Annotated in this window: 22 protein-coding genes; 18 read left to right on the top strand and 4 right to left on the bottom strand. The window is 41.3% G+C overall.

Going from position 1 to position 22,224, the window contains the following annotated elements; translation table 11 throughout:
- Positions 1-34 precede the first annotated feature (34 nt).
- Positions 35-1,114: a phosphotransferase enzyme family protein gene (locus tag ACKWB9_RS07985; protein WP_414002486.1), complete on the bottom strand. Its 1,080-nt coding sequence runs from the start codon at positions 1,112-1,114 to the stop codon at positions 35-37.
- Positions 1,105-1,989, bottom strand: a complete 885-nt coding sequence (locus tag ACKWB9_RS07980) for a nucleotidyltransferase family protein (RefSeq protein WP_414002485.1) — start codon at positions 1,987-1,989, stop codon at positions 1,105-1,107. Before ACKWB9_RS07980 ends, ACKWB9_RS07985 begins: the two co-directional genes overlap by 10 nt.
- A 138-nt stretch (positions 1,990-2,127) precedes the next feature.
- Between ACKWB9_RS07980 and ACKWB9_RS07975 the strand changes: the two genes are divergently transcribed.
- The 3 genes from ACKWB9_RS07975 (at position 2,128) to ACKWB9_RS07965 (ending at position 5,770) form a co-directional block, all read left to right on the top strand.
- A complete protein-coding gene (locus tag ACKWB9_RS07975) occupies positions 2,128-3,480 on the top strand; it encodes a Gfo/Idh/MocA family protein (RefSeq protein ID WP_414002484.1) in 1,353 nt (450 codons plus the stop codon).
- An 82-nt stretch (positions 3,481-3,562) separates the two neighbouring features.
- On the top strand, positions 3,563-4,924 hold the full coding sequence (gene hemN, locus ACKWB9_RS07970; protein ID WP_414002483.1) for an oxygen-independent coproporphyrinogen III oxidase: 1,362 nt from the start codon (positions 3,563-3,565) through the stop codon (positions 4,922-4,924).
- Positions 4,925-4,948: 24 nt separating this feature from the next.
- Positions 4,949-5,770: a universal stress protein gene (locus tag ACKWB9_RS07965; RefSeq protein ID WP_414002482.1), complete on the top strand. Its 822-nt coding sequence runs from the start codon at positions 4,949-4,951 to the stop codon at positions 5,768-5,770.
- Between the two features lie 62 nt (positions 5,771-5,832).
- Here ACKWB9_RS07965 and ACKWB9_RS07960 read toward each other — a convergent pair whose 3' ends face one another.
- Together ACKWB9_RS07960 and ACKWB9_RS07955 are read right to left on the bottom strand one after the other, a co-directional pair.
- Complete coding sequence (locus ACKWB9_RS07960) at positions 5,833-7,230, bottom strand: Gfo/Idh/MocA family protein (protein ID WP_414002481.1); 1,398 nt, start codon at positions 7,228-7,230, stop codon at positions 5,833-5,835.
- Positions 7,231-7,465: 235 nt separating this feature from the next.
- Positions 7,466-7,897: an RrF2 family transcriptional regulator gene (locus ACKWB9_RS07955; protein WP_414002480.1), complete on the bottom strand. Its 432-nt coding sequence runs from the start codon at positions 7,895-7,897 to the stop codon at positions 7,466-7,468.
- Positions 7,898-8,022: 125 nt separating this feature from the next.
- Between ACKWB9_RS07955 and ACKWB9_RS07950 the strand changes: the two genes are divergently transcribed.
- From ACKWB9_RS07950 to ACKWB9_RS07880, 15 genes are all read left to right on the top strand, one after another.
- On the top strand, positions 8,023-8,526 hold the full coding sequence (locus ACKWB9_RS07950; protein WP_414002479.1) for a c-type cytochrome: 504 nt from the start codon (positions 8,023-8,025) through the stop codon (positions 8,524-8,526).
- 96 nt (positions 8,527-8,622) lie between these two features.
- The gene (locus tag ACKWB9_RS07945) at positions 8,623-9,204 is read left to right on the top strand and encodes a fasciclin domain-containing protein (RefSeq protein ID WP_414002478.1); all 582 of its coding nucleotides are present in this window, start codon (positions 8,623-8,625) and stop codon (positions 9,202-9,204) included.
- Between the two features lie 27 nt (positions 9,205-9,231).
- Complete coding sequence (gene nosZ / locus ACKWB9_RS07940) at positions 9,232-11,193, top strand: Sec-dependent nitrous-oxide reductase (protein ID WP_414002477.1); 1,962 nt, start codon at positions 9,232-9,234, stop codon at positions 11,191-11,193.
- 231 nt (positions 11,194-11,424) lie between these two features.
- On the top strand, positions 11,425-12,051 hold the full coding sequence (locus tag ACKWB9_RS07935) for a hypothetical protein (RefSeq protein ID WP_414002476.1): 627 nt from the start codon (positions 11,425-11,427) through the stop codon (positions 12,049-12,051).
- Between the two features lie 11 nt (positions 12,052-12,062).
- Positions 12,063-12,494, top strand: a complete 432-nt coding sequence (locus tag ACKWB9_RS07930) for a nitrous oxide reductase accessory protein NosL (RefSeq protein WP_414002475.1) — start codon at positions 12,063-12,065, stop codon at positions 12,492-12,494.
- Positions 12,495-12,515: 21 nt separating this feature from the next.
- Positions 12,516-12,968 carry a pyridoxamine 5'-phosphate oxidase family protein gene (locus tag ACKWB9_RS07925; RefSeq protein WP_414002474.1) on the top strand — a complete coding sequence of 151 codons (453 nt, stop codon included), beginning with the start codon at positions 12,516-12,518 and terminating at the stop codon, positions 12,966-12,968.
- A 36-nt stretch (positions 12,969-13,004) separates the two neighbouring features.
- Positions 13,005-13,298 (top strand): cupin domain-containing protein, encoded by a 294-nt coding sequence (locus tag ACKWB9_RS07920; protein WP_414002473.1) that lies wholly within the window; start codon positions 13,005-13,007, stop codon positions 13,296-13,298.
- 6 nt (positions 13,299-13,304) lie between these two features.
- Positions 13,305-14,693, top strand: coding sequence for a nitrous oxide reductase accessory protein NosL (locus ACKWB9_RS07915; protein WP_414002472.1), 1,389 nt, complete (start codon positions 13,305-13,307; stop codon positions 14,691-14,693).
- Between the two features lie 13 nt (positions 14,694-14,706).
- A complete protein-coding gene (locus ACKWB9_RS07910) occupies positions 14,707-15,945 on the top strand; it encodes a nitrous oxide reductase family maturation protein NosD (protein ID WP_414002471.1) in 1,239 nt (412 codons plus the stop codon).
- Positions 15,942-16,652: an ABC transporter ATP-binding protein gene (locus ACKWB9_RS07905; RefSeq protein WP_414002470.1), complete on the top strand. Its 711-nt coding sequence runs from the start codon at positions 15,942-15,944 to the stop codon at positions 16,650-16,652. Before ACKWB9_RS07910 ends, ACKWB9_RS07905 begins: the two co-directional genes overlap by 4 nt.
- Positions 16,645-17,427, top strand: coding sequence for an ABC transporter permease (locus ACKWB9_RS07900; RefSeq protein ID WP_414002469.1), 783 nt, complete (start codon positions 16,645-16,647; stop codon positions 17,425-17,427). The genes ACKWB9_RS07905 and ACKWB9_RS07900 overlap by 8 nt, the downstream gene beginning before the upstream one ends.
- A 123-nt stretch (positions 17,428-17,550) precedes the next feature.
- A complete protein-coding gene (locus ACKWB9_RS07895; RefSeq protein ID WP_414002468.1) occupies positions 17,551-18,006 on the top strand; it encodes a c-type cytochrome in 456 nt (151 codons plus the stop codon).
- A 29-nt stretch (positions 18,007-18,035) separates the two neighbouring features.
- Positions 18,036-19,376, top strand: a complete 1,341-nt coding sequence (locus ACKWB9_RS07890; protein WP_414002467.1) for a cbb3-type cytochrome c oxidase subunit I — start codon at positions 18,036-18,038, stop codon at positions 19,374-19,376.
- A 100-nt stretch (positions 19,377-19,476) separates the two neighbouring features.
- Positions 19,477-20,304: a CbbQ/NirQ/NorQ/GpvN family protein gene (locus ACKWB9_RS07885; RefSeq protein ID WP_414002466.1), complete on the top strand. Its 828-nt coding sequence runs from the start codon at positions 19,477-19,479 to the stop codon at positions 20,302-20,304.
- 17 nt (positions 20,305-20,321) lie between these two features.
- Positions 20,322-22,139, top strand: a complete 1,818-nt coding sequence (locus ACKWB9_RS07880; RefSeq protein WP_414002465.1) for a nitric oxide reductase activation protein NorD — start codon at positions 20,322-20,324, stop codon at positions 22,137-22,139.
- Positions 22,140-22,224 lie beyond the last annotated feature (85 nt).

Here is a 22,224-nt window from a genome sequence, read left to right as displayed (position 1 = left end):
ATACGTGATATTCCCATGGTGGTTTGGATCTATGCTAATCTGTCTCCAATCTGTTTTTAAAGACTTCTTTCATAAAATCCAGCTGATCCAACGCTTTTTTTGTAAAATCGAATAAGCTCAGTGCGCGATCCAGGTTTTGGTTTTCATAGGATACCTTGTAATAGATGTTATTGTTGAGGTAATCCGTTAATGCCCTTAACCCATGGATAAAAGGCATAAAAGCAGTGCCCAGGGGAAGGGATTTTAATTCCCGTTCGGTCAAAAAAGGGCCATTATGCGCCAAACCTTCAACAAAGGCATTAAAAAGGGTTTGATCAAAGGTTATTTTGTCGTGATCTTGTTCATCCTCTGGAGCAGTATTCACAATAGTTCTGATGGCATCGCCAAAATCATAAAAGAAATACCCGCCCATAATGGTGTCCAGATCGATCAGGCACAGTGCCCTGTCCGAAGCCTTGGAAAACAAAATATTGTTGAGTTTGGTATCGTTATGGCATATACGGAACGGTAGGTCGGACGTATTGATGCCTTCCAGTTTTTTAAGGGTTTCCTTTGCAAAATCCAAAGTGTTTTTTGCAAGGTCAAGCTTGGATTTTTCGGCAGATCCTAATGCTTCGTGAAATTGTATTTTGCGGAGGTTCAAATCATGGAACTGCGGAATGGTGTCTACAAATACCGAAGATTTTTCATTCTTTAACAGCAAATGGAATTTTCCGATGATCCTTCCCGCTTCAAAAGCGATTTTGGTATTTGTAGTAGTATTGAAAGTGGTACTTTCCGGAATATAGCTCATAAGCCGCCAATAACTTCCAGAATGTTGCACGTAGGTTTCCCCCATGCCTGTCTTTTGGAGCTTTATAGTGTTGTAATCATTTGCCATTAACGCATCCAGGGCTTTTGCAATATTCTGCATTAACCCTTTAACGTCTTTAAAGACATTATGGTTTATTTGCTGCAAAATATACAGGGGCGTATGTTCTTTAAAGACCAGAAAAGTATCGTTTATATAACCTGCCGTCAAAGGCTGTAATGAAAAATGACCCTGTTCAATGGAAAAATACCCCAGAATATGTTGAAGTTCTTCCGGGGTATATTTACTGTTTTTTAATCCCATAAGGGTGAGGTATATTGACCTTCGTTTGTTTTGTCCTGAAGGCTTTTCATTGCTTTTTCCTTATCGCTTGCGTAGGTAACCCCGAACCACTCTCCGCCAGAAGGAATGCATTTTACGGCAACTTCATTGGCCTGGAGCATTTCTTGGATGGTAATGGGCAAATAAAGTTCGCTGTTGGCTATGCGATCGTCATCGTTCAAAAATATCCTGAATTCCGATTCGATTTTATCAAAGACCGATGGTCTGCAAACCCAAAAGTTCATGCTCGCCTGTTCGTCTCCCGTAAATCGCAATCCGGTATCTTCGTCTATGATGGCCTCTTCCTTTTGTATTAGCTTTAACCGTTCCTCTACGGAAAGCAGGTCCTCGCCGTCTACCTTGCAAACCCCTCTTGAAACCGAACCGTGTTCAGAGAGTGTATCCTTTAATGTATATCCCAATAGGGCATAGACGTCGTCATTGCCGTTGGAGTTCATAAACGCTGCAGCGTTCCTGTATGCGGATTGTCCGTAGAAATCATCAGCGTTGATTACAACAAAAGGACCATTGATAACGTTTCTTGCGGCCCAGACCGCATGTGCCGTTCCCCATGGTTTCTTGCGTTCCCCAGTAAAGGTAACACCATCGGGTAAATCCGTTAGTTCTTGCGCCAATACGTCCAATTGAATATTTTTTGGAAGTCTTTCGTTCAAATATTCCTGTAAAAAGGAAACATTTTCGGCTTTGGTAATGATAACGATTTGTTGAAAACCATTTTTAATGGCATCATAAATAGCAAATTCCATTAAAAATTCGCCCCTTGGTCCCAATTCATCAAATTGTTTTAGCTTTCCGTATCTACTGCCACTACCGGCAGCCATTAAAAGTAGTGTCATGGTTTTGTTTTAAGGCCCAAAAATAATGATTGTCTTTAAATTTTTTAGGGTAATCGGTCATATGATTATTAAATCCGATAAGAACTTATCAGGTTCGCCGACTTTTTCATATATTTCCTTCAATAATTATAGATTTTCATGACTACAAGAAGAAATTTTATCAAAAATACGAGTCTGGCCGGTGCCGGACTTTTTACTGTACCTGGTTTTGCGACAAAAAGATTTGGTGCGAACGACAAATTGAACATAGGGATGATCGGTGTAGGTTTACGAGGCACCAACCACCTTAACAACCTGTTGTTAAGAAAGGATGTTTCTATTACGGCCATTTGCGATATAGACCCTGCACGGATAAACCTGGCAAAGAACCTTATTTCAAAAGCAGGATTTAAAGCTCCTCAGGTTTTTGGAAAGGACGATTATGACTATCGAAATCTTTTAGAGCTAAAAAATGTGGATGCCGTTATTATATCCACGCCCTGGCTTTGGCATACGCGCATGGCGGTAGATACCATGAAAGCGGGAAAGTATACGGGAGTGGAAGTCTCGGCTTCCAATACTTTGGAAGAATGTTGGGATTTGGTGAATACGCATGAGGCCACCGGAACGCATATGATGATTTTGGAGAACGTAAATTACAGAAGGGATGTTCTTGCGGTATTGAATATGGTAAAGCAGAGCGTATTTGGAGAGCTGGTACACTTTAGGTGTGGATATCAGCATGATCTGCGCCATGTAAAATTAAATGATGGAAAAACAGCGTATGGAAAGGGAGTGGAGTTTGGGGAAAAAGGAATCTCGGAATCCAAATGGCGTACAGAACATGCCGTTAAAAGGAATGCGGACGTATACCCGACCCATGGTCTGGGTCCTATTGCCGTAATGGCGGACATAAATAGGGGCAATCGTTTTGTTTCCCTTACATCACATGCAACAAAGTCTATCGGTCTCCATAATTATATCGTTGAGGTAGGTGGAGAGGACCATCCAAACGCCAAGGTCAAATTCAGGCAAGGGGATGTTATCACTTCAACGATCAACACGGCCAATGAAGAGACCATAATCATAACCCTTGATAGTAATTTGCCAAGACCATATTCGTTGGATTTTAGGGTGCAGGGAGCTAAAGGTCTTTGGGAAGTTAATGGCAACAGAATCTATGTAGAGGGAAAATCGGAACCGCACAGATGGGACAAAGCCACCGAATGGCTTACCAAATACGACCATCCGCTTTGGAAAAAATATGGGGAATATGCCGTAGGTGCGGGTCATGGTGGTATGGATTTCTTTGTCCTCAATTCCTTTGTAGAGTCGGCAAAAGCCAATATAGCACCGCCATTGGATGCATATGATGCTGCGGCATGGAGTGCCGTAACCCCTTTGTCAGAAGCCTCTATAGCCAATAATGGCGAACCCCAGGATTTTCCGGATTTTACACGCGGGAATTGGATAAAAAGAAAACCCTATAATTGGATGAAAGAGACCTACTAAAATTACGGTGGTCTTCATAAGCTGATATTTATCATATTTTTTTAGGATATAGAATTATAGGTTTGTACAAACCTTATAATCTATGTGCAGTCTTGTTCAAAAGTATAATGTAGCCGGTCCCAGGTATACGAGCTACCCCACCGTTCCCTATTGGGATATCCCATCCTTTTCGGGAAAACAATGGGAAACCAGTGTTCAAAAAAGTTTTGCCCGAACCAATGGGAAAGAGGGGATAAGCCTCTATGTTCATCTGCCTTTTTGCGAGAGCATGTGTACTTTTTGTGGCTGCCATAAACGTATTACCAAACGGCATGAAGTGGAGTTGCCCTATATCCAGAACTTGTTAAAGGAATGGGAACTTTATTTAAATCTTTTCTCGGAAAAACCGATTATCAAAGAATTGCATCTGGGTGGCGGAACCCCTACTTTTTTTAGTCCGGATAACCTAAAACATCTGATTCATGGGTTGCTCGGCAAAGCGATAATGGCCGAGGATCATGAGTTTAGTTTTGAGGGCCATCCGAACAATACCACAAAGGCACATTTACAGGCTTTGTATGATGTTGGTTTTAGGCGTGTCAGCTATGGTGTTCAGGATTATAACGAAACCGTTCAAAAAGCCATACATAGGGTGCAACCTTTTGAAAATGTGAAACGTGTGACGCAATGGGCAAAGGAAATAGGATATACCTCCATCGGACATGATATTATTTTTGGACTGCCGCATCAAACTATGGAAAATGTTGAGGCCACCATTCAAAAAACAAAGGAATTGATGCCGGATCGATTGGCATTTTATAGTTACGCCCATGTACCCTGGTTAAAAGGAAACGGCCAGCGTGGTTATAAGGATACCGATCTCCCTTCCGGTGCAGAGAAAAGAAGGCAATATGAAAATGGCAAGATACTGTTGGAGGAGGCAGGATATACGGAAATAGGAATGGATCATTTTGCCCTGGCAACGGACGAGCTTTATAAAGCCATGAAAGAAGGTGGGCTGCATCGGAATTTTATGGGATACACGGCTTCCAAAACACAATTAATGATCGGTTTGGGCGCTTCGAGCATAAGCGATAGTTGGTATGGTTTTGCCCAGAACGTAAAAAGTCTGGAAGAATACCAACACTTGGTAAAAAACAATATCATCCCCATTTTTCGTGGACACATGCTTACCATGGAAGATGAAATTGTTAGAAAACATATTTTAAACCTTATGTGCCATATGGAAACTTCATGGTCTACAGGAGAAATGCTGTTTGAGAACCTGCCCGATGTTTTGGACAGGCTATCTGAAATGCGTCAAGATGGTTTGTTGGAGATAACCGAAGATCAAATTAAAATAACGGAAAAAGGAAGGCCTTTTGTACGGAACGTATGTATGGCCTTTGATTTGAGATTGCATGAAAAAGCACCGGAAACACGGTTGTTTTCCATGACTGTTTAACTAAGAACATCTAAATCCGCTAAAATGAAAAATATTATTGTTCCCATAGATTTTTCAAATCAATCCGAATATGCCATACAAGTAGCGGCTTCGATTGCAAAAAAGAATAAATCCACCCTGTTCGTATTGCACATGTTGGAGCTGAACCAGGCTATATTAAGTTCCAGCCAGGGCGCACATCCGGAGCAAACGGTCTTCTTTATAAAATTGGCGGAAAAGCGGCTAAAAGAGTTCCTGGATAAACCTTATTTAAAGGGAATCAAAGTAGTCTCGGTCATAAAACACTTTAAGGTCTTTAGTGAAATAAGCGAGGTTGCGGAGGAACATGATGCGGATTTGATCGTTATGGGTAGCCATGGAACAGAGGGAGTCAAGGAGCTATTCGTGGGATCCAATACGGAAAAAGTAGTTCGTAACTCGAATATACCCGTTTTGGTCATTAAAACAAGGTTCAAGGATTTCAACCCGCAGCAAATGGTTTTTGCATGTGATTTAAAAGAAGAACATATACATGCATTCCAAAGGGCAAAATTTATAGCGGACGCCCTTTCCATGGAGCTAAAATTGATTTATGTTAACACCCCTGGGGCCGGCTTTCTTAATACCGCCGAAATTCAGGAGAAAATTGAGGCATTTTGCAGTACGGTAGGGTTTGATCCGCTCATTGCCATCTACAATGATTATTCCGTGGAAAACGGGATTCTGAATTTTGCGGAAGAAATGGATGCGGATGTTATCGGTATTTCTACCCATGGACGTAAAGGACTGTCCCATTTCTTTATGGGCAGCATAGGGGAGGACATTGCCAATCACTCCATACTACCGGTAATTACCTTTAAGATTTAGGTGAGTCCATGAATTTCGTCATTAGTTGAAATCCACCTTATTTTAATCTTTAACGGTTCAGTTTATGATTGGATCAATTTCATGGTCTTTGGATTCCATAGGGCCGGTTTTTCCGTAAAATAACTCTCGTTGGCCAATAAGGCCGCTCCCGATGCCCTTAATCCAAATGTTGGGTCTTGGATCACTTTTTTATTTTCCCTGATAGCGGTAAAGAAATTATAGAAATGATCATAATGGCCACCTTTATAATCGTTAGGGGCTTCCCATGTGGTTATGCCCGTATTCAAATTGGATGCCCGTGGTTCCAAATTTTGTTCTTTATATATAGCATTGATTTTTTCCTGTGTAGCCTCGGTATATGCAACCATGGCATAGGCACTCGGAAGCCTGCCCAATTTAGAACGTTTTAATTTGACCCGGTTTTGGCCTACTTCCATTTCTCCCTCGGTTCCGATCAATTTAAAGCCACCGCCACCACCGTTCCCGGCAATGAAATTTATTCGGAACGCTGCATTAAAAGCGGCATGTGTATCTGTCTTCGGATAGTCGTACAAGGTCATGGTGACATCGGGAACATCACGCCCATCTTTCCAATAGCGCAACCCTCCGGTAGATAAAGCCCGGTTGGGACCATGGGAACTTAAGATATGGTTAAGGGTAGAAAAGGCATGTACGAAAAGGTCCCCGGCCACTCCGGTACCATAATCCTGATAGTTTCTCCACCGGAAAAAACGGTTTAGTTCATAAGGAACTTTAGGGGCGTTGCCCAAAAATTCATCAAAATCTATGGTATTGGGATTGGCATCCGGTGGAATGGGATATTGCCATGCGCCTTGGGCCGAATACCGATCGTTGTACATATCTAACATCACAATATCTCCAATGGCCCCTTCTTCATAGAGTTGTTTCGCTTTTTCATTGCCCAGGGAGGACATTCCCTGGCTCCCGACCTGACATATTTTTCCACTTTTCTTCTGGGCTTTAATAATAGCCTGGCCTTCTCCGAACTTTTGGACCATCGGTTTTTCACAATAGACATGCTTTCCGGCCTTTAGGGCATCTATGGTGATTTTTTGATGCCAATGATCGGGAGTGGCCACGATTACGGCATCTATATCTTTTCGTTCCAGGATTTTACGATAGTCCCTGGTTGTATATAAAGATGTTCCCCATAATTCCATGGCGCGATCTAGTCTGCCCTCATAAAGATCGCAGACCGCTACCAGTTTTACACCGTCTACACGTAATGCTGTTTGCGTATCATAAATTCCCTGGATACCAGAACCGATAAGGGCCAGGTTGATATGGTCATTGGCCAAATAGTTTTTGGGGGTATAGGTACGGGATAAAATTATTTTTTCCTCAAAAGAAGCTCCCATAATCATTGGTGCCGTAGTAAGGGCGGCCGAGGTAAGCGTAGCTTTTTTTAAAAACGACCTTCTTGTACTTTTCTTTTTCATTTTTACAGTTTTCCTATGGAAATAAACGAAGGGCCAATTTACGTTTTTCCATTAGACTAAGTAGCTGCGCTATTAAAATAAATAAAGCTGTATTTGTTATATTTTGATCAAAAGCCAAGTCTGTTTCTTGCATTGGTTTTCTAAAAGTTCATTTTCCTTTCTCATTACATTGAAAGAGTATAAACGATTTCATTATATAGGTTAGATGGAAGTAAGCACTATTTGTCCATGAATACTAAATAGGCAAAAATGCCTTTTTATCCCTTAATTCATGGGATAGATCTTCTATTGTCTTATTTTCCAGGCCATTGATCAGTTTTGACCGTGCGGGCACGAATAATTGGTGCAACGGGCATGGTTTTTCTTGGTCGCAATCTTCCAGACTCAACAAACAGGATTCCAAGCGCTTCTTGCCATCGATAATGTCAATGATCCTCGATACGGGCTGCAACTTATTCTTTTTACTGATATAAAAACCGCCTTTTGGCCCCTTGATGGAAGAAACGATACCGTGCCTGGCGAGTTCTTGTAAAAGTTTTGCCAAATAGGTCTTGGGAACGTTTATGGGCCCATGAATATCCTTGACCATTAATCTTTTTTCCTCGTTGGAATGTAATGCCAGATAAAGAATAGCTTTCAGGGCATATTTTGCAGAATTTGAGAACATTTTTTCATTTTAAAAATCCAAATATAATATTAAAAAGATTTTTTTATCCTAAATATGATAAATATCATATTATAAGACTTGTAGCGATTATATTTTTGATCAATAAACATGTAAACCAACATATAATGAAAATAGTAATTAGAAGTTTAGCAATCATTTTTTCCGTGTTTTTAATAGGCTGTGGAGGAAAGGAAAAAAAGAAAGAGGAAGGGTTTAGCGTGAATCGTGCCAAAACGACCGAAAAATCCGAAGTTGCTCCTACAACCGATGAAGTTCCGGCCTCTGAACGTATCACCTTGGATAATAAAGGGGTGGGTCAGATAACGTCCATCACATTAGATCCGGAAATTGATACCGAGATGGCCGCTGCCGGGGAGGCACTTTATAAGACCAATTGTACAGCCTGCCATAAACTGGACAAAAGATTTATTGGACCTTCCCCAAAGGGTATTATGAAAAGAAGAAGCCCGGAATGGATCATGAACATGATCTTGGATCCAAAGTTGATGACGGAGCAGGACCGTTGTGCCAAGGATTTATTGATAGAATTTAATGGTGCCGCAATGGCCAACCAAAATCTTACGGTAGAAGAGACCCGATCAATTTTGGAATATTTTAGAACCCTATGAATAGTTGGCATAGGGCATAGCAATTTTTGGATACTTGCTTAGATTGTTAGGGCGAACCCTGTGAACATCATTTAAAAATAATTAATACATGACACTATGAAAACAAACAGATTGAAGTTACTATTGGGTTCCTTTGTGTTACTGTTCTTGATCGGCAGTTGTAAAAATGGAACCAAAACCGAGAATACGACGGCTACCGCTACGACTTCTAAGACAGCGGACACGGAAAAGAAAGGTCAGGCCTTTATAAAAGATGATGGGTCAACACCCAATATACTTCAGATCGCCATTGGCTCTCCGGACCATACCACTTTAGTGGCAGCGGTACAGGCGGCAGAATTGGAAAACGCCTTGGTCAATGCAGGCCCATTAATGGTCTTTGCTCCTACCAATGCCGCTTTTGAGGCATTACCTCCGGGAACGGTCGAAGATTTACTGAAACCCGAAAACAAGGATGCCTTGGCAAATATTCTAAAACACCACGTTACCCCTGGTAAATACTCCAAGGATTTTTTAAAGAAGTTTAAAAAATTGGGCCAGGCCAATGATCAGAACACAATAGTTGAAACTAAAGGTGATGATGTATTTATAGGCGGTGCCAAAATTATGGCAAGCATTTCTGCCGGGAACGGAATTATACATGTTGTGGACAAGGTAATCTTGCCACCATCCGAATAATCAAAATAACCAATTAAAACAGAACAAATGAAAAAGTATAGTTTTTACGTATTAATGTTTATCGGCCTTGGTGCGCTCTTGGGCAGTTGCGGTAATCAGGGGGATGGTAAATCTTCCAGTGGTGCCTTATCTTCCAGTGCCGCTGAAAAGGCTTATGTACCACCTGGGGAGCATGACGAGTTTTACGCCTTTATGTCGGGGGGCTATAGTGGTAATATAACCGTTTATGGCCTGCCTTCAGGTAGAATGTTCAAGGAAATCCCGGTGTTTTCACAATTTCCGACCTCGGGATTTGGATATTCCGAAGAAACAAAGCCTATGTTGAATACCTCTTTTGGGTTTGTCCCCTGGGATGATGCCCACCATCCCGATATTTCCCAGACCAATGGTGAATTGGATGGCAGATGGATTTTTATCAATGCGAACAATACACCCCGTATTGCCCGTATAAGTTTAAGTACTTTTGAGACCGAAGAAATTATTGAATTGCCCAATAGTGCAGGTAACCATAGTTCTTCTTTCGTTACTGAAAATACAGAATATGTGGTGGCCGGAACCCGTTTTTCGGTTCCTATTCCACAGCGCGATATGCCCATTAAGGATTACAAGGGCAATTTTAAAGGCTCACTTTCCTTTATTAGCGTGGCTCCCGATAGTGGCCGTTTAAATTTGGAGTTTCAATTGATGATGCCCGGTTTCAATTACGACCTTGCGCACCCGGGGCGTGGAAAATCCCATGGATGGTTCTTCTTTACAACGTATAATACCGAAGAGGCCAATACATTAATGGAGGTGAACTCTTCCCAGAACGATAAGGATTTTATCGCTGCCGTAAACTGGAAAAAAATTGAGGAGTATGTGAAAAATGGGGGCGGTACAAAAATGGCTGCCGAATATGCCCATAATGTATATGATGAGCATACCCATACCGGGACCTCTACCATGAAAAAAGAAGTGTTGACAGTAGATCCATTGGATGTACCTGGAGCTGTTTTCTTTATGCCTACGCCAAAATCACCACATGGTGTCGATGTAGATCCCAGTGGCCAATACATCATAGGTAATGGTAAGTTGTCCGCCGATTTGACCATACATTCCTTTGACAATATGTTAGCTGCAATCGAAGCTAAAAAGTTTGATGGAGAAGCCTATGGCATTCCGATATTAAAATTTGAAGATGTATTGGGAGGTGTTGTAAAAAGTGGTGGATTGGGCCCGCTGCATACTGAATTTGATGGAAAGGGAAATGCCTATACGACCTTTTTCATTTCTTCCGAGGTCGTAAAATGGAAATTGGATACATGGGAAGTGTTGGATAGAAAACCTACATTTTATTCGGTTGGTCATTTGATGATTCCAGGGGGCAACTCTGCCAAACCCTTTGGGAAATATGTAGTGGCCCTGAACAAGATTACCAAAGACAGGTATCTGCCCACAGGTCCCGAAATGGAGCATTCTGCCCAGATCTATGATATTTCCGGTGACAAGATGGAGTTGATCTATGATTTCCCGACCCATGGCGAACCACATTATGCCGCTGGTTGTCCGGCCGATCTGTTGGCACCAAAATCAAAGAAGATCTACCGTTTAACGGAGAACAAACATAAATATGCCGTGCTGAGTCCGGATCAAGCCAAAGTAGTACGTGAAGGTAATGAAGTCCATATATATATGTCGACCATCAGAAGCCACTTTACACCGGATAATATTGAGGGTATAAAAGTGGGAGATAAGGTGTATTTCCATATTACCAATCATGAACAGGATTTTGATGTACCTCACGGATTTGCCATGATAGGCCAAAATACTTCGGAGCTGCTGATTATGCCCGGACAGACCAAAACATCACTTTGGGAGCCTAAGAAACCGGGGGTATGGCCATTTTATTGTACGGATTTCTGTTCGGCATTGCATCAGGAAATGCAAGGTTATGTGAGGGTTTCCCCTGCAGGATCCAATGTACCACTTACCTATACCTTGGGCGAATAAATTTTTAGCGATTGTTTTTTTCAGATAAAAGCGGGCTGTGCCCTGTGCCGGCCCACTTTTTTTAGGAAACCTGAACAGTGTCGATGCCATTGAAAGGCACTGGAAGATGAGATCGGTATGATCGGATAATCCTTAAATACGACACCGTAACTATATAAAGTTGTCAAGCCCGCTCAAAATATCTGGGGGATAGATAGATTATGGTCATTGAAAAGCACTAAAAATAAACGCATGAAAAAAGCAAGTATCTTAATGATATTAGGGCCATTGTTCTTGTTGGGGCTGTTCTTCTTCCCGTTATGGAACATAATGTTGGGCGCTCCGCAATATCCGGAACCTTTGGGAATGAACATCCATATTAATGGGATTAGGGGAGCCAGCGAATTCGACATTCAGAACATAGACGGCCTTAACCACTACATTGGTATGCGCAAACTGCCAAAGCCTGAGGAAATGTGGGAGTTTAGCACCTTTCCCCTGATCATAGGCGGAATGATTGCCTTGGGGGTACTAATTGGGATGCTCGGTTTTTTTAAAAAAATAAGTTACAAATGGTACATGGGCTGGTTTGTACTGATGAGTGTTCTGGGAATCCTGGGAATGTATGATTTTAATGCCTGGATGGTGGATTATGGCACCAATTTAGATCCCAATGCCATTATGAAACTGGCCAATCCGGACGGAACGCCCATGACCTATAAACCGCCTTTGTTCGGTCATGCCAAAATGTTGAATTTTGATGTTACCTCCCTACCGTCTACAGGTGCATGGATGATGTTTATAGGGATGATGTTGACCGTGGCGGCCTATTTTATGGGATGGAAAAATAACAAGTCCCAGAAACCTAAAATCAATTAAACCAATACCCTATGAAAAAGATTTCATTTGTGTTGCTCTTTATTATGTGTTCCCTTTTGGGGTGTACCCATAGCCCCAAACCGGTTGCTTATGGTTCGGATGGCTGTCATTTCTGTAGCATGACCATAGTGGACAAACAACATGCCGCCCAGTTTATGACCCAAAAAGGCAGGACGTATTCTTTTGATGCTACGGAATGTATGTTAAACCATCTAAAGGAAATAGCTATAGAAACCGTTGCCCTTTACATGGTCAATGATTACAATATGCCCGGAGAATTTATAGATGGCGAGCAGGCCGTATATCTTATCAGTGAAAATATACCAAGCCCTATGGGAGAATATTTGACCGCTTTTGCTACCGAACAAGATGCAAAAAATGCCCAAATGAAAAACGGAGGGGAAATTTTTACATGGCAGGAACTACGGGAAAGATTCAAATAAACATTTAACAGGAAACCTATTATGCCACAATACCTATCAAAAGAAGAAAGTATTCAACTTGCCAAAGAGAACTATATCGGTAGGCTGGGATTCATTTCCGGTCAAAGTCCCTTCATAGTGCCCATAACCTATTATTATGATGACGAGGAGAATAGCATTATCGGTTTTACTACCGAAGGCCATAAAATTGATAGTATGCGCGAGAACGGATCGGTTTGTCTGTTGATAGAAGAAATCAATTCCTTAAAAAGATGGAAATCGGTATTGATCCATGGTACGTTCGAGGAGCTTCAAGGTATTGATAGCAAGTATTTTTTAAACCGGTTTACCAAAGGGGTCAAAAATATTCTGAAAGCCGAAACGAAAAAAGCGGTTACGTTCATAAGTGACTTTTCCAACAAAAAATATTCAAGGAACAACGCTATAGTCTATCGCATTAAGATATGGGATGTTATAGGGCGATTTATGGAATAGGAAATCATTGTTCAAATCTGTTTAAACAAGAATGTTATGTATGAAATAAACGATCAGATCAATACACAGGAATACGATCAACTCAAAATACACAAATTTAAAAAAATAGGGGCCATAGAAGTCTTGAGTATCAGTTTAGAGAAAGATGCCATATTCCCTGAGCATACCTCCCCAACGGATGCCCAACTGATCCTATTGGAAGGGGCAATCGATTTTCATATCAATGGGGAAACCTTTCATCTAAAAAAACAACAGCATTTTAGCTTTCCCCAGGAAGAAGAACACTGGGTAGAGGCCATTGAAAATTCCAGGTTTTTAATCATTAGATAACCAGGCATGAAGTGTATAAAAAGAATGTATGTGCTATACCTATGCCTAATTTTTACACAGTTGAGCTATGGCCAGATTTTCTCGTGCGGCCAGTGTAAAATGGATATAAACGATCAGGCTTTTAAGGCACAGCTCGTATCGGATTCTGAAAAAATAGTACAGTTTGATGCCATTGAATGTTTGGTTAATTTTTTAAAGACAAAGGAAGAGGCCAATTTTAAAAAAATATTGATCACCGATTACCATAGTGGAGAATTAATCGATGCCATAGATGCGTATTATGTAAAGAGTAAGGCCGTACCCAGCCCAATGGGAGCCAATCTGTCCGCATACAAAAGTAAAACGGATGCACTGGCCGTAACAAAAAAGAACGGGGGCGAGGTCTATACGTGGACAGTACTTAAATCCAGGTTCGTTTCGTCCAATTTTGGTGGCGTACACCATAAGCATCACAACCGTCCGGATGCCTATGCACCGTCAGGTATTATGGGCGATCATTTACACCCAAAAGGAGGATTGATGGTTTCCGTACGTTACATGAATATGGGTATGGAGGGCAACCGTGATGGCAGGGACAAAATTACGGATGAAACCATATACCGGCGTTTTATGGTCGCCCCACAGGATATGACCATGCAAATGTATATGCTGGGAGTAATGTATGCGCCATCGGATAGGCTGACACTCATGTTGATGCAAAATGTGGTAAAAAAAGATATGGATTTAACGGCACGTATGATGATGGAGAACGGTATGCCCATGTTACGCGATTTTTCAACCTCCTCCAATGGTCTGGGCGACTTAAAAATGGGAGTGTTGTATGGCCTTCTGGCCAATGAAAAGATCAACCTCCATACAAATATCAAGCTCAATATACCCGTAGGAGATATTAAGAACAGAGATGCAACTCCCATGATGGCCAATGCCAAATTGCCCTATGCCATGCAATTGGGTTCCGGTACTTTTGATATTACCATCGGGGGTACATTAAAAGGAACGATAGCGGATTTTTCCTGGGGAATCCAACAGTTAAACACTTTTAGGACCGGTGGGAATAGTCAGGGTTACCGTTTTGGAAACCTACATGAACTGCACATTTGGGGAGCTTATGCATTATCCCAAAAAGTGAGTGCTTCCCTAAGAACTAGTGGCAGTAGTGAAGGTAGGATAACCGGTGTCGATCCAGAATTGAACCCAATGATGGTAACCACCGTCGACCCCGATAATTATGGAGGGGAACTGTTGCGGGGTGCAATTGGCATAAATATATTATTGGCAAAAAATAAACTTGTCCTTGGCACAGAACTGGGTACCCCGCTTTATCAAAATTACAACGGTATCTTCATGAACGAAACCGTTAATTTTAGCGGAAGCTTAAAATATACACTGTTATAAACGATACAGAACAATGAAATTAGCCTTTGCCCTTATTTTAGTTTTCAATTTCTCGCAATGTGTTGCAGGGCAAAGTAAGGTTATTGCCATTTGTCAAAAATGTGAAATTAAAACAATTAAAGAGGGAGTGGCAAAGGCTTCTGATTTTGACACCCTATTAATAAAAAAGGGGACATATAAAGAATTCAATATCCTTATTGATAAACCCTTGGTCCTGGTGGGGGAAAACTACCCGGTAATAGATGGAGAAGATCAGGGTGAAATTATAAGGATCGTATCCGATAATGTTACTATTGATGGCCTGTTCATTGTTAACGTGGGTACAAGTTACACCACGGACCATGCAGCGATCCGTGTGGTAAAAAGTGAAAAATTTCTCATACAGAACGTGGTTTTGGAAAAGTTGTTTTTCGGTATTTATTTGGAAAAATCGAGCAAAGGCCGTGTATATCATAACAAAATCATTGGAGATGCCATAGACGAATATAATTCCGGAAACGGTATTCAATTGTGGTACTCAAAAGATATAGTGGTCGAAAAGAACATTGTACAGCATGTACGGGACGGGATTTATCTGGAGTTTTCGGACAATATCAATATCAAGGATAATATCAGTACCGATAATTTGCGTTATGGGCTACATTTTATGTTTTCCAATGACGACGTTTATTCCCATAATACTTTTGAAAACAACGGGGCCGGTGTTGCCGTAATGTTCTCCAAACGCATAAAAATGGTTGGAAATACGTTTAAAAAAAATTGGGGAACAGCAGCTTTTGGCATGCTCTTAAAAGAAATCAATGATGCCGAAATAATGGATAATACCTTTGAGGAAAATACCATAGGTATCAATATAGAAGGGTCCAATCGAATTACGTACACCAACAATAACTTTATTAAAAACGGATGGGCCGTAAAGATCTTAGGTGCTTGCTATACCAATAGGTTTACAAAGAATAACTTTTTGTACAACTCCTTTGATGTTTCATACAACAGCAAACTGAACGACAATGTATTCGATCAAAATTTTTGGAGCGATTACACCGGGTATGATCTAAATAGGAACGGTGTGGGCGATGTACCGTATAGACCCGTAAAACTCTTTTCATATATCGTAAACAAAACCCCCGAGACCATTGTATTGTTACGCAGCCTGTTTATGGATATTATTGATTTTTCCGAAAAAGTATCTCCCGTATTTACTCCGGACAATCTTCTGGATGCGAACCCGCTAATGAAAAAAACACGATGATCAAGATAGAGAACCTCCATAAAAAGTTTGGAAAGAACAAGGTGCTTTCCGGTCTGGATTTAAGTATAGAAAAAAGCGGGATTTTTGCCGTATTGGGACCTAATGGATCCGGTAAGACCACATTGATCAAAACCATTTTAGGAATGGTCGTACCCGATGAGGGTAGGATTATGGTAGGGGACAAGCCCATTAAGGGAAATTGGAAATACCGTCAAGAAATAGACTATCTGCCACAGATCGCCAACTTTCCGGGAAACTTGAAAGTAAGGGAATTGATCCGAATGATCAAAGACCTTCGCCAAGTGCCCAGTGAGGCAGAAAAATTGATTTCCCTCTTTAAATTAGAACCTTTTTTGGATAAAAAACTGGCCACGCTCTCCGGGGGAACAAAACAAAAAGTGAACATTGTACTGACCTTTATGTTCGATAGTCCCTTACTTATATTGGATGAGCCTACAACAGGATTGGATCCGGCTTCTTTAATACATTTAAAACAATTGATAAAACGGGAAAAAGATAACGGGAAAACCATTTTGATCACATCCCATATCATGCACTTTGTAGCTGAGGTGGCCGATACCATTATATATCTACTGGAAGGGGAAATATATTTTAATGGCAGTATAGCGGCATTACAGCAGAAGACCCAACAAACCGATCTTGAACATGCCATTGCGGCCATAGCAACCTCACCGACCGATGTTTAAAATATTAAAATACAGTTTTTACGATCTGATACGAAGCCGTTGGAGCTACATCTATTTCTTGTTTTACCTCATACTGGGTTTTGTGCTCCTGTTCCTGAACAATGATGTTTCCAAAGCCGTCATTACCCTAATGAACATTATTATAGTGCTCGTACCGCTTATCGGTACCATTTTTGGGGTAATGTATTTTTACAATGCCAAAGAATTTACGGAACTCTTATTGGCACAGCCTATAAAACGTTCTTCCATCTTTTTGGGACAATACTTGGGGGTGGCCGGTTCGCTGACCATGAGTTTGGTATTGGGCCTGGGCATTCCCTTTGTACTTTACGGACTTTTTAAAAGTGATGCCATTTTCAACTTTTCGTTGCTGCTGGTGACCGGTGGATTTTTAACCCTGATCTTCACGGCCCTGTCCTTCAATATTGCGCTTTCCAATGAAAATAAGATAAAAGGTTTTGGCTACGCCGTATTGTTGTGGTTGTTCATGGCCGTAATCTATGACGGACTTTTTTTGATGTCGCTCATTGTTTTTAAGGAATATCCATTGGATAGTTTTTCTCTGGGAGCTACCATGTTGAACCCTATAGACCTGTCACGCACCTTGATACTTTTAAAACTGGACATTTCTGCATTGTTAGGATATACGGGGGCTGTTTTCAAACAGTTTTTTGGAACGGATCAAGGGTTTTTGGCTTCGATGGTTATGCTGGTCTTGTGGACGGTCTTTCCCATTTGGCGGCTGGTATACAAATCAAAACGAAAGGATTTTTAAAGAAAAATTTTAAAAAATGATCTTGGAATTATGACCGATATCATAGATTAAGGGAGGAAACATATTTAATTTTCAAATGAAAGATAAAAAAATCTTTTTATACTAATTTAAACAACAACCAATATGCTATCAAAAAAACAAGCACGTGCGTTTTTTCTTGGGGGAACGTTGGTCACTTTCCTGGTATTTATAGGATTGACCATCTATTCGTTCAGTAAAGAACAAGATCAGTCCAATTATGGGAACATTACCGAGCAGGTGGTGAGAGGAAAAGAAATATGGGAAGCCAACAATTGTATGGGGTGCCATACCATTTTGGGAGAAGGGGGTTACTACGCCCCGGAATTGACGAAAGTCTTGGATCGTAGGGGTCCCGGTTATGTAAAAGCGGTACTGATGAACCCCATTCCCTGGGAACCGAACGGAAGAAAAATGGTAGCCTATGGCTTCACCGAAGAGGAAGCCGATGATGTCATTGCCTTTTTTGATTGGATCGATGACATAGACCTTAATGGTTTTGACCGTGTCGTATCCCCTTTGGCCAAAGGAGAGGATCCATTGGCAACGGATAAGGAATAACTAACTAATCAACTTTATAAATTACTATTATGAAATATAAATCACAAAAAGTAGCCTATTGGTTTTTTGCCTTATCCATGCTGCTATTGGTTCTTCAGCTTACATATGGCTTTATCATGGGTTTTGCCCGTATAGGGATGGATGGCCTGCATGATTTTATTCCTTTCAATACGGCCAGGGCCGTTCATACCAATCTATTGGTGGTCTGGCTTTTGTCCGGTTTTATGGGAGCGGCCTATTATATTATCCCCGAAGAAGCCCAGCGGGAACTGGTCAATGTAAAACTGGCATATGTACAATTAATTTCCCTTGCACTGGTAGGCGTTGCGGCCATAATCGGATACCATTTTAATTGGTGGGAAGGTAGAAAGTTCTTAGAAATCCCCAGACAACTTGACTTTTTGGTGGTCGTTAATGTACTGTTGTTTCTCGGATTGATTTTAATCACCCTTTTTAAGGGGAAACGGAAAACCACTACTGCCCTCGTACTTTCCATGGGGCTGTTGTTTGCGGCATTGCTCTACTTGCCGGGCATGTTGCCATTTGACAGTCAGGTGATGGATTCCTTTTTCCGTTGGTGGGTGGTCCACTTATGGGTAGAGGGTGTATGGGAATTGATCATGGGCGGTATTCTCTCTTTCCTATTGATCAAACTCACAGGGGTTGATCGTGAAGTGATCGAGAAATGGCTCTATGTTATTGTAGGCCTGACCTTCCTTTCAGGGGTATTGGGTACTGGTCATCATTACTATTATATAGGTGTCAATAAAATCTGGCTGATCGTTGGGGGCATATTTTCCGCCATGGAACCTTTGGCTTTTTTGGCAATGGCCCTTTTTGCCGTGAACATGTACCGAAAAGGAGAAAAAAAACATCCGAACAAAATGGCATTGTTCTGGACCTTAGGTTCTGCCATACTTTCTTTTGTAGGGGCCGGATTGTTAGGTTTCGCGCATACATTGCCCCAGACCAACTTATATACCCATGGTACCTTGGTTACCGCCATGCATGGCCATTTGGCCTTTTGGGGAGCTTATGCCATGATCGTTTTTGCCATTATAAGTTATTCCCTGCCCAACATGACGGGGAGAAAGCTCTATGATGGTACAACAGGACGGGCGGCGTTCTGGTTATCCAATATTGGAATGATAGGTATGACCATAGCCTTTGGGGTCGCCGGGGTCGCTCAGGTGTATATGGAACGCAAGCTTAAAATGGATTTTATGATCGTGCAGAACGAAATCAGTATCCATTTTGTAGTATTGATTATTTGTGCACTGTTATTTACGACCGGAATCATAATGTATATTATAGACTTTGTAAAACATGGTCGTCCTACCGATGAGGCTATGGAAGTTTCGGAAGTATGACCATAAAATATACGGAGCCTGAAAAGGATAGGATATTCAAAACACCAAAGGTGAGTGAGACCTGCCCTTTTCAGGCTCTATTAAAAATTAGGATAAAAGAATGAATATATTAGAGGATACATCGTCCAGGACATTTAATAATATTCCGGACAAAGAAGGCATCCCTTTTTATAAACCTGTTTCCAAAGAAATAGAGGTTTTTAGACATGCCTACAAGAATAAATTGCCCATACTTTTAAAAGGCCCTACGGGTACCGGAAAAACCAGATTTGTGGACTATATGGCCCATCAATTGGGGAAAAGATTGATTACCATTGCCTGTCATGAAGAAACTTCTTCTACCGATTTAATAGGTCGTTTCATTATTAAAGGAGCGGAAACGGTTTGGATAGATGGCCCCCTTACCCAGGCCGTAAAACATGGTGCTATTGTATATTTAGATGAAATAGCCGAGGCTAGGCCGGATATTGTCGTTGCCATCCATTCTTTAACGGACCATCGCAAAGAGCTGTATATTGATAAATTGGGAGAGACCATTAAGGCACATCAAGATTTTATGCTGATCGCCTCTTTCAACCCCGGTTACCAGAAAGGGTTTAAAGAACTAAAACCATCTACCCGGCAACGGTTTATTGCCTTGTCGTTCAATTATCCAAAGCCAAAGGATGAGGCCCTTATTTTAGCTGCCGAAACGGGAATAGATGAAGGCGTGGCAAAGAAATTGGTCAATATTGCCAATAAGATCCGGAACCTGACCGATCTTGGTTTAACGGAGACCGTTTCTACACGTCTTTTGGTAGATGCGGCAAAATTGATCCATTCAGGCTTGCCCAAACGATTATCCGTTCGGGTAGCGGTAGTGGAACCTTTGACAGACGATCCCGAGATTATCGAGGCCCTTGCAGATCTTTGCGATCTAATGATATAAAAAGATGTTCTTTACTATTGACCCTATCATTTCACGGAATACGAACCATTGTTTACCAAGAGGCCATGTTTGAACCGGATGAATATATCTTCGGCAAATTCGTAAAATTCCTAAAAAGGCGAAGACAAGATGCCCAGGAGGCTATAGCCCATACCGTAAAATTGTCAGACATAAAACCGCACCTTACCATATTTGCGAGGGCCATAACGGGTAAGCCCATTGAAATTTTTGAAGCGGAACGTGAAGGGGGCTATAAGAACGATAGTTTTTTTCTTCCCTCCCGGTTTTCCGAATTTACCGATATCGATAAAAACCACTCCTTTTACTTGTTCAGGATCCTTTACCTGTCCGTGCAAAAAAACCTTGGATTTAACTATGTCAAGGGGGATGAATATACGTTAGAACAGGCAAGGGAAAAGGCCCTGGAGTCATCCGATAGCATTTTGAAAGAAGTTTTTGATCAATTTCCTATCGCTAAGGATATCCATTATCAATTAACTTCTCTTTTTTTTGGAAAATCTACAGAAAAAAAACCGGTAGACTACTCGTTTATTTATGGGAAATGGATGCGTAATGATACCTCTGCCCCTGAAAAGAACAAGCTTAAAAATATTTCCGAATTGGCCAAAAAAGCCATCCAAAACGAAATCAATACCATTCTAAAAGCCAATGCCGTTGAGGAGCTGAACGCTCTACAAATAGATAAAAAAGCGCAAGAAGATTACGTACTCACCCATAATTTTGAAAAAGCGGAAACCGCAGAGGAGTGGGAGGGAGGTTGGCGCGATTTTGATGGGGACGATGATTTGGAAGACCATGCCAATGCCTTGGAAGAACTGAATATGAAACATGCCGTTCGGGTAGATGACCCGGTACACTCGGTATATCAGGCGGATTTTATAGAGAATGCCACCATAGCGGAAAGTGAGGAGATAAATACGGAGGAGTTCCATTTAACATACGATGAATGGAATTTTAGCAAACGAGCCTACAGACCGGATTATTGTAAAGTTTATCCAAGAGAACAGGTCAAGACCAATACCGATTATTACAAAAAAACCTTGAGACAGAATGCTTCTACCTTAATGGGGCTGCGAAAAATGCTGACTTCGGTCAACAACAAATACCAACAACAACGCAGACAGGCGGAAGGTGGGGAGTTTGATCTGGATGCCATTACAAATCTGTACGTTGATGTACACTCCGGGCATACCCCTTCCGAAAAGATATACCTGAGCAAACGTAAAAAAGAAAAAGACCTTTCCATTTTAATAGTATTGGATGTTAGCTTGTCCAGTGATGGCTACGCCGCCGGGAATAGGATTATAGATGTTGAAAAACAGGCTTCTATTATTTTTGGGGAGATATTGGATGAATTCAATGTAGATTTCTCCATAAATTGTTTCTATTCCAAAACCCGGAACTATACCACCTACTTAAAACTAAAGGGTTTTGATGAAGATTGGAACAAGGCCAAACATAAAATAGGTGGAGTAGAACCCAGTGGTTATACCCGTATTGGGGCCGCTCTGCGCCACTCTGGCGCATTGTTGGATGAAAGGGACACCAAGAATAAATGGGTCATTTTAATTTCGGACGGTAAGCCCAATGATTATGACAAATATGAAGGCAAATATGGAATCAATGATGTAAAACAGGCCTTAAGGGAGCTTAACCAACGCCAGATCAATTCCTATGCGCTGGCTATTGAGGCGCAGGCAAAATATTACCTGCCACAGATGTTCGGACAGAACCATTATCAAATTTTGACCACACCGGTGGAGCTGTTACAGTCCCTGGTTAAATTATACGAGAGAATTAAATATCAGAGTTGATAAAATTCTGGTCAATTTAAAAGAGTTCATCAAGGCTTGCCCCGGATAGTCGGGAAATAATGATTCAGAATAAGAACCTGAAGAG

The organism is Maribacter spongiae (genome assembly GCF_047345125.1).
Taxonomy (GTDB): domain Bacteria; phylum Bacteroidota; class Bacteroidia; order Flavobacteriales; family Flavobacteriaceae; genus Maribacter.
This window is presented reverse-complemented; position numbering and strand designations above follow the sequence as displayed.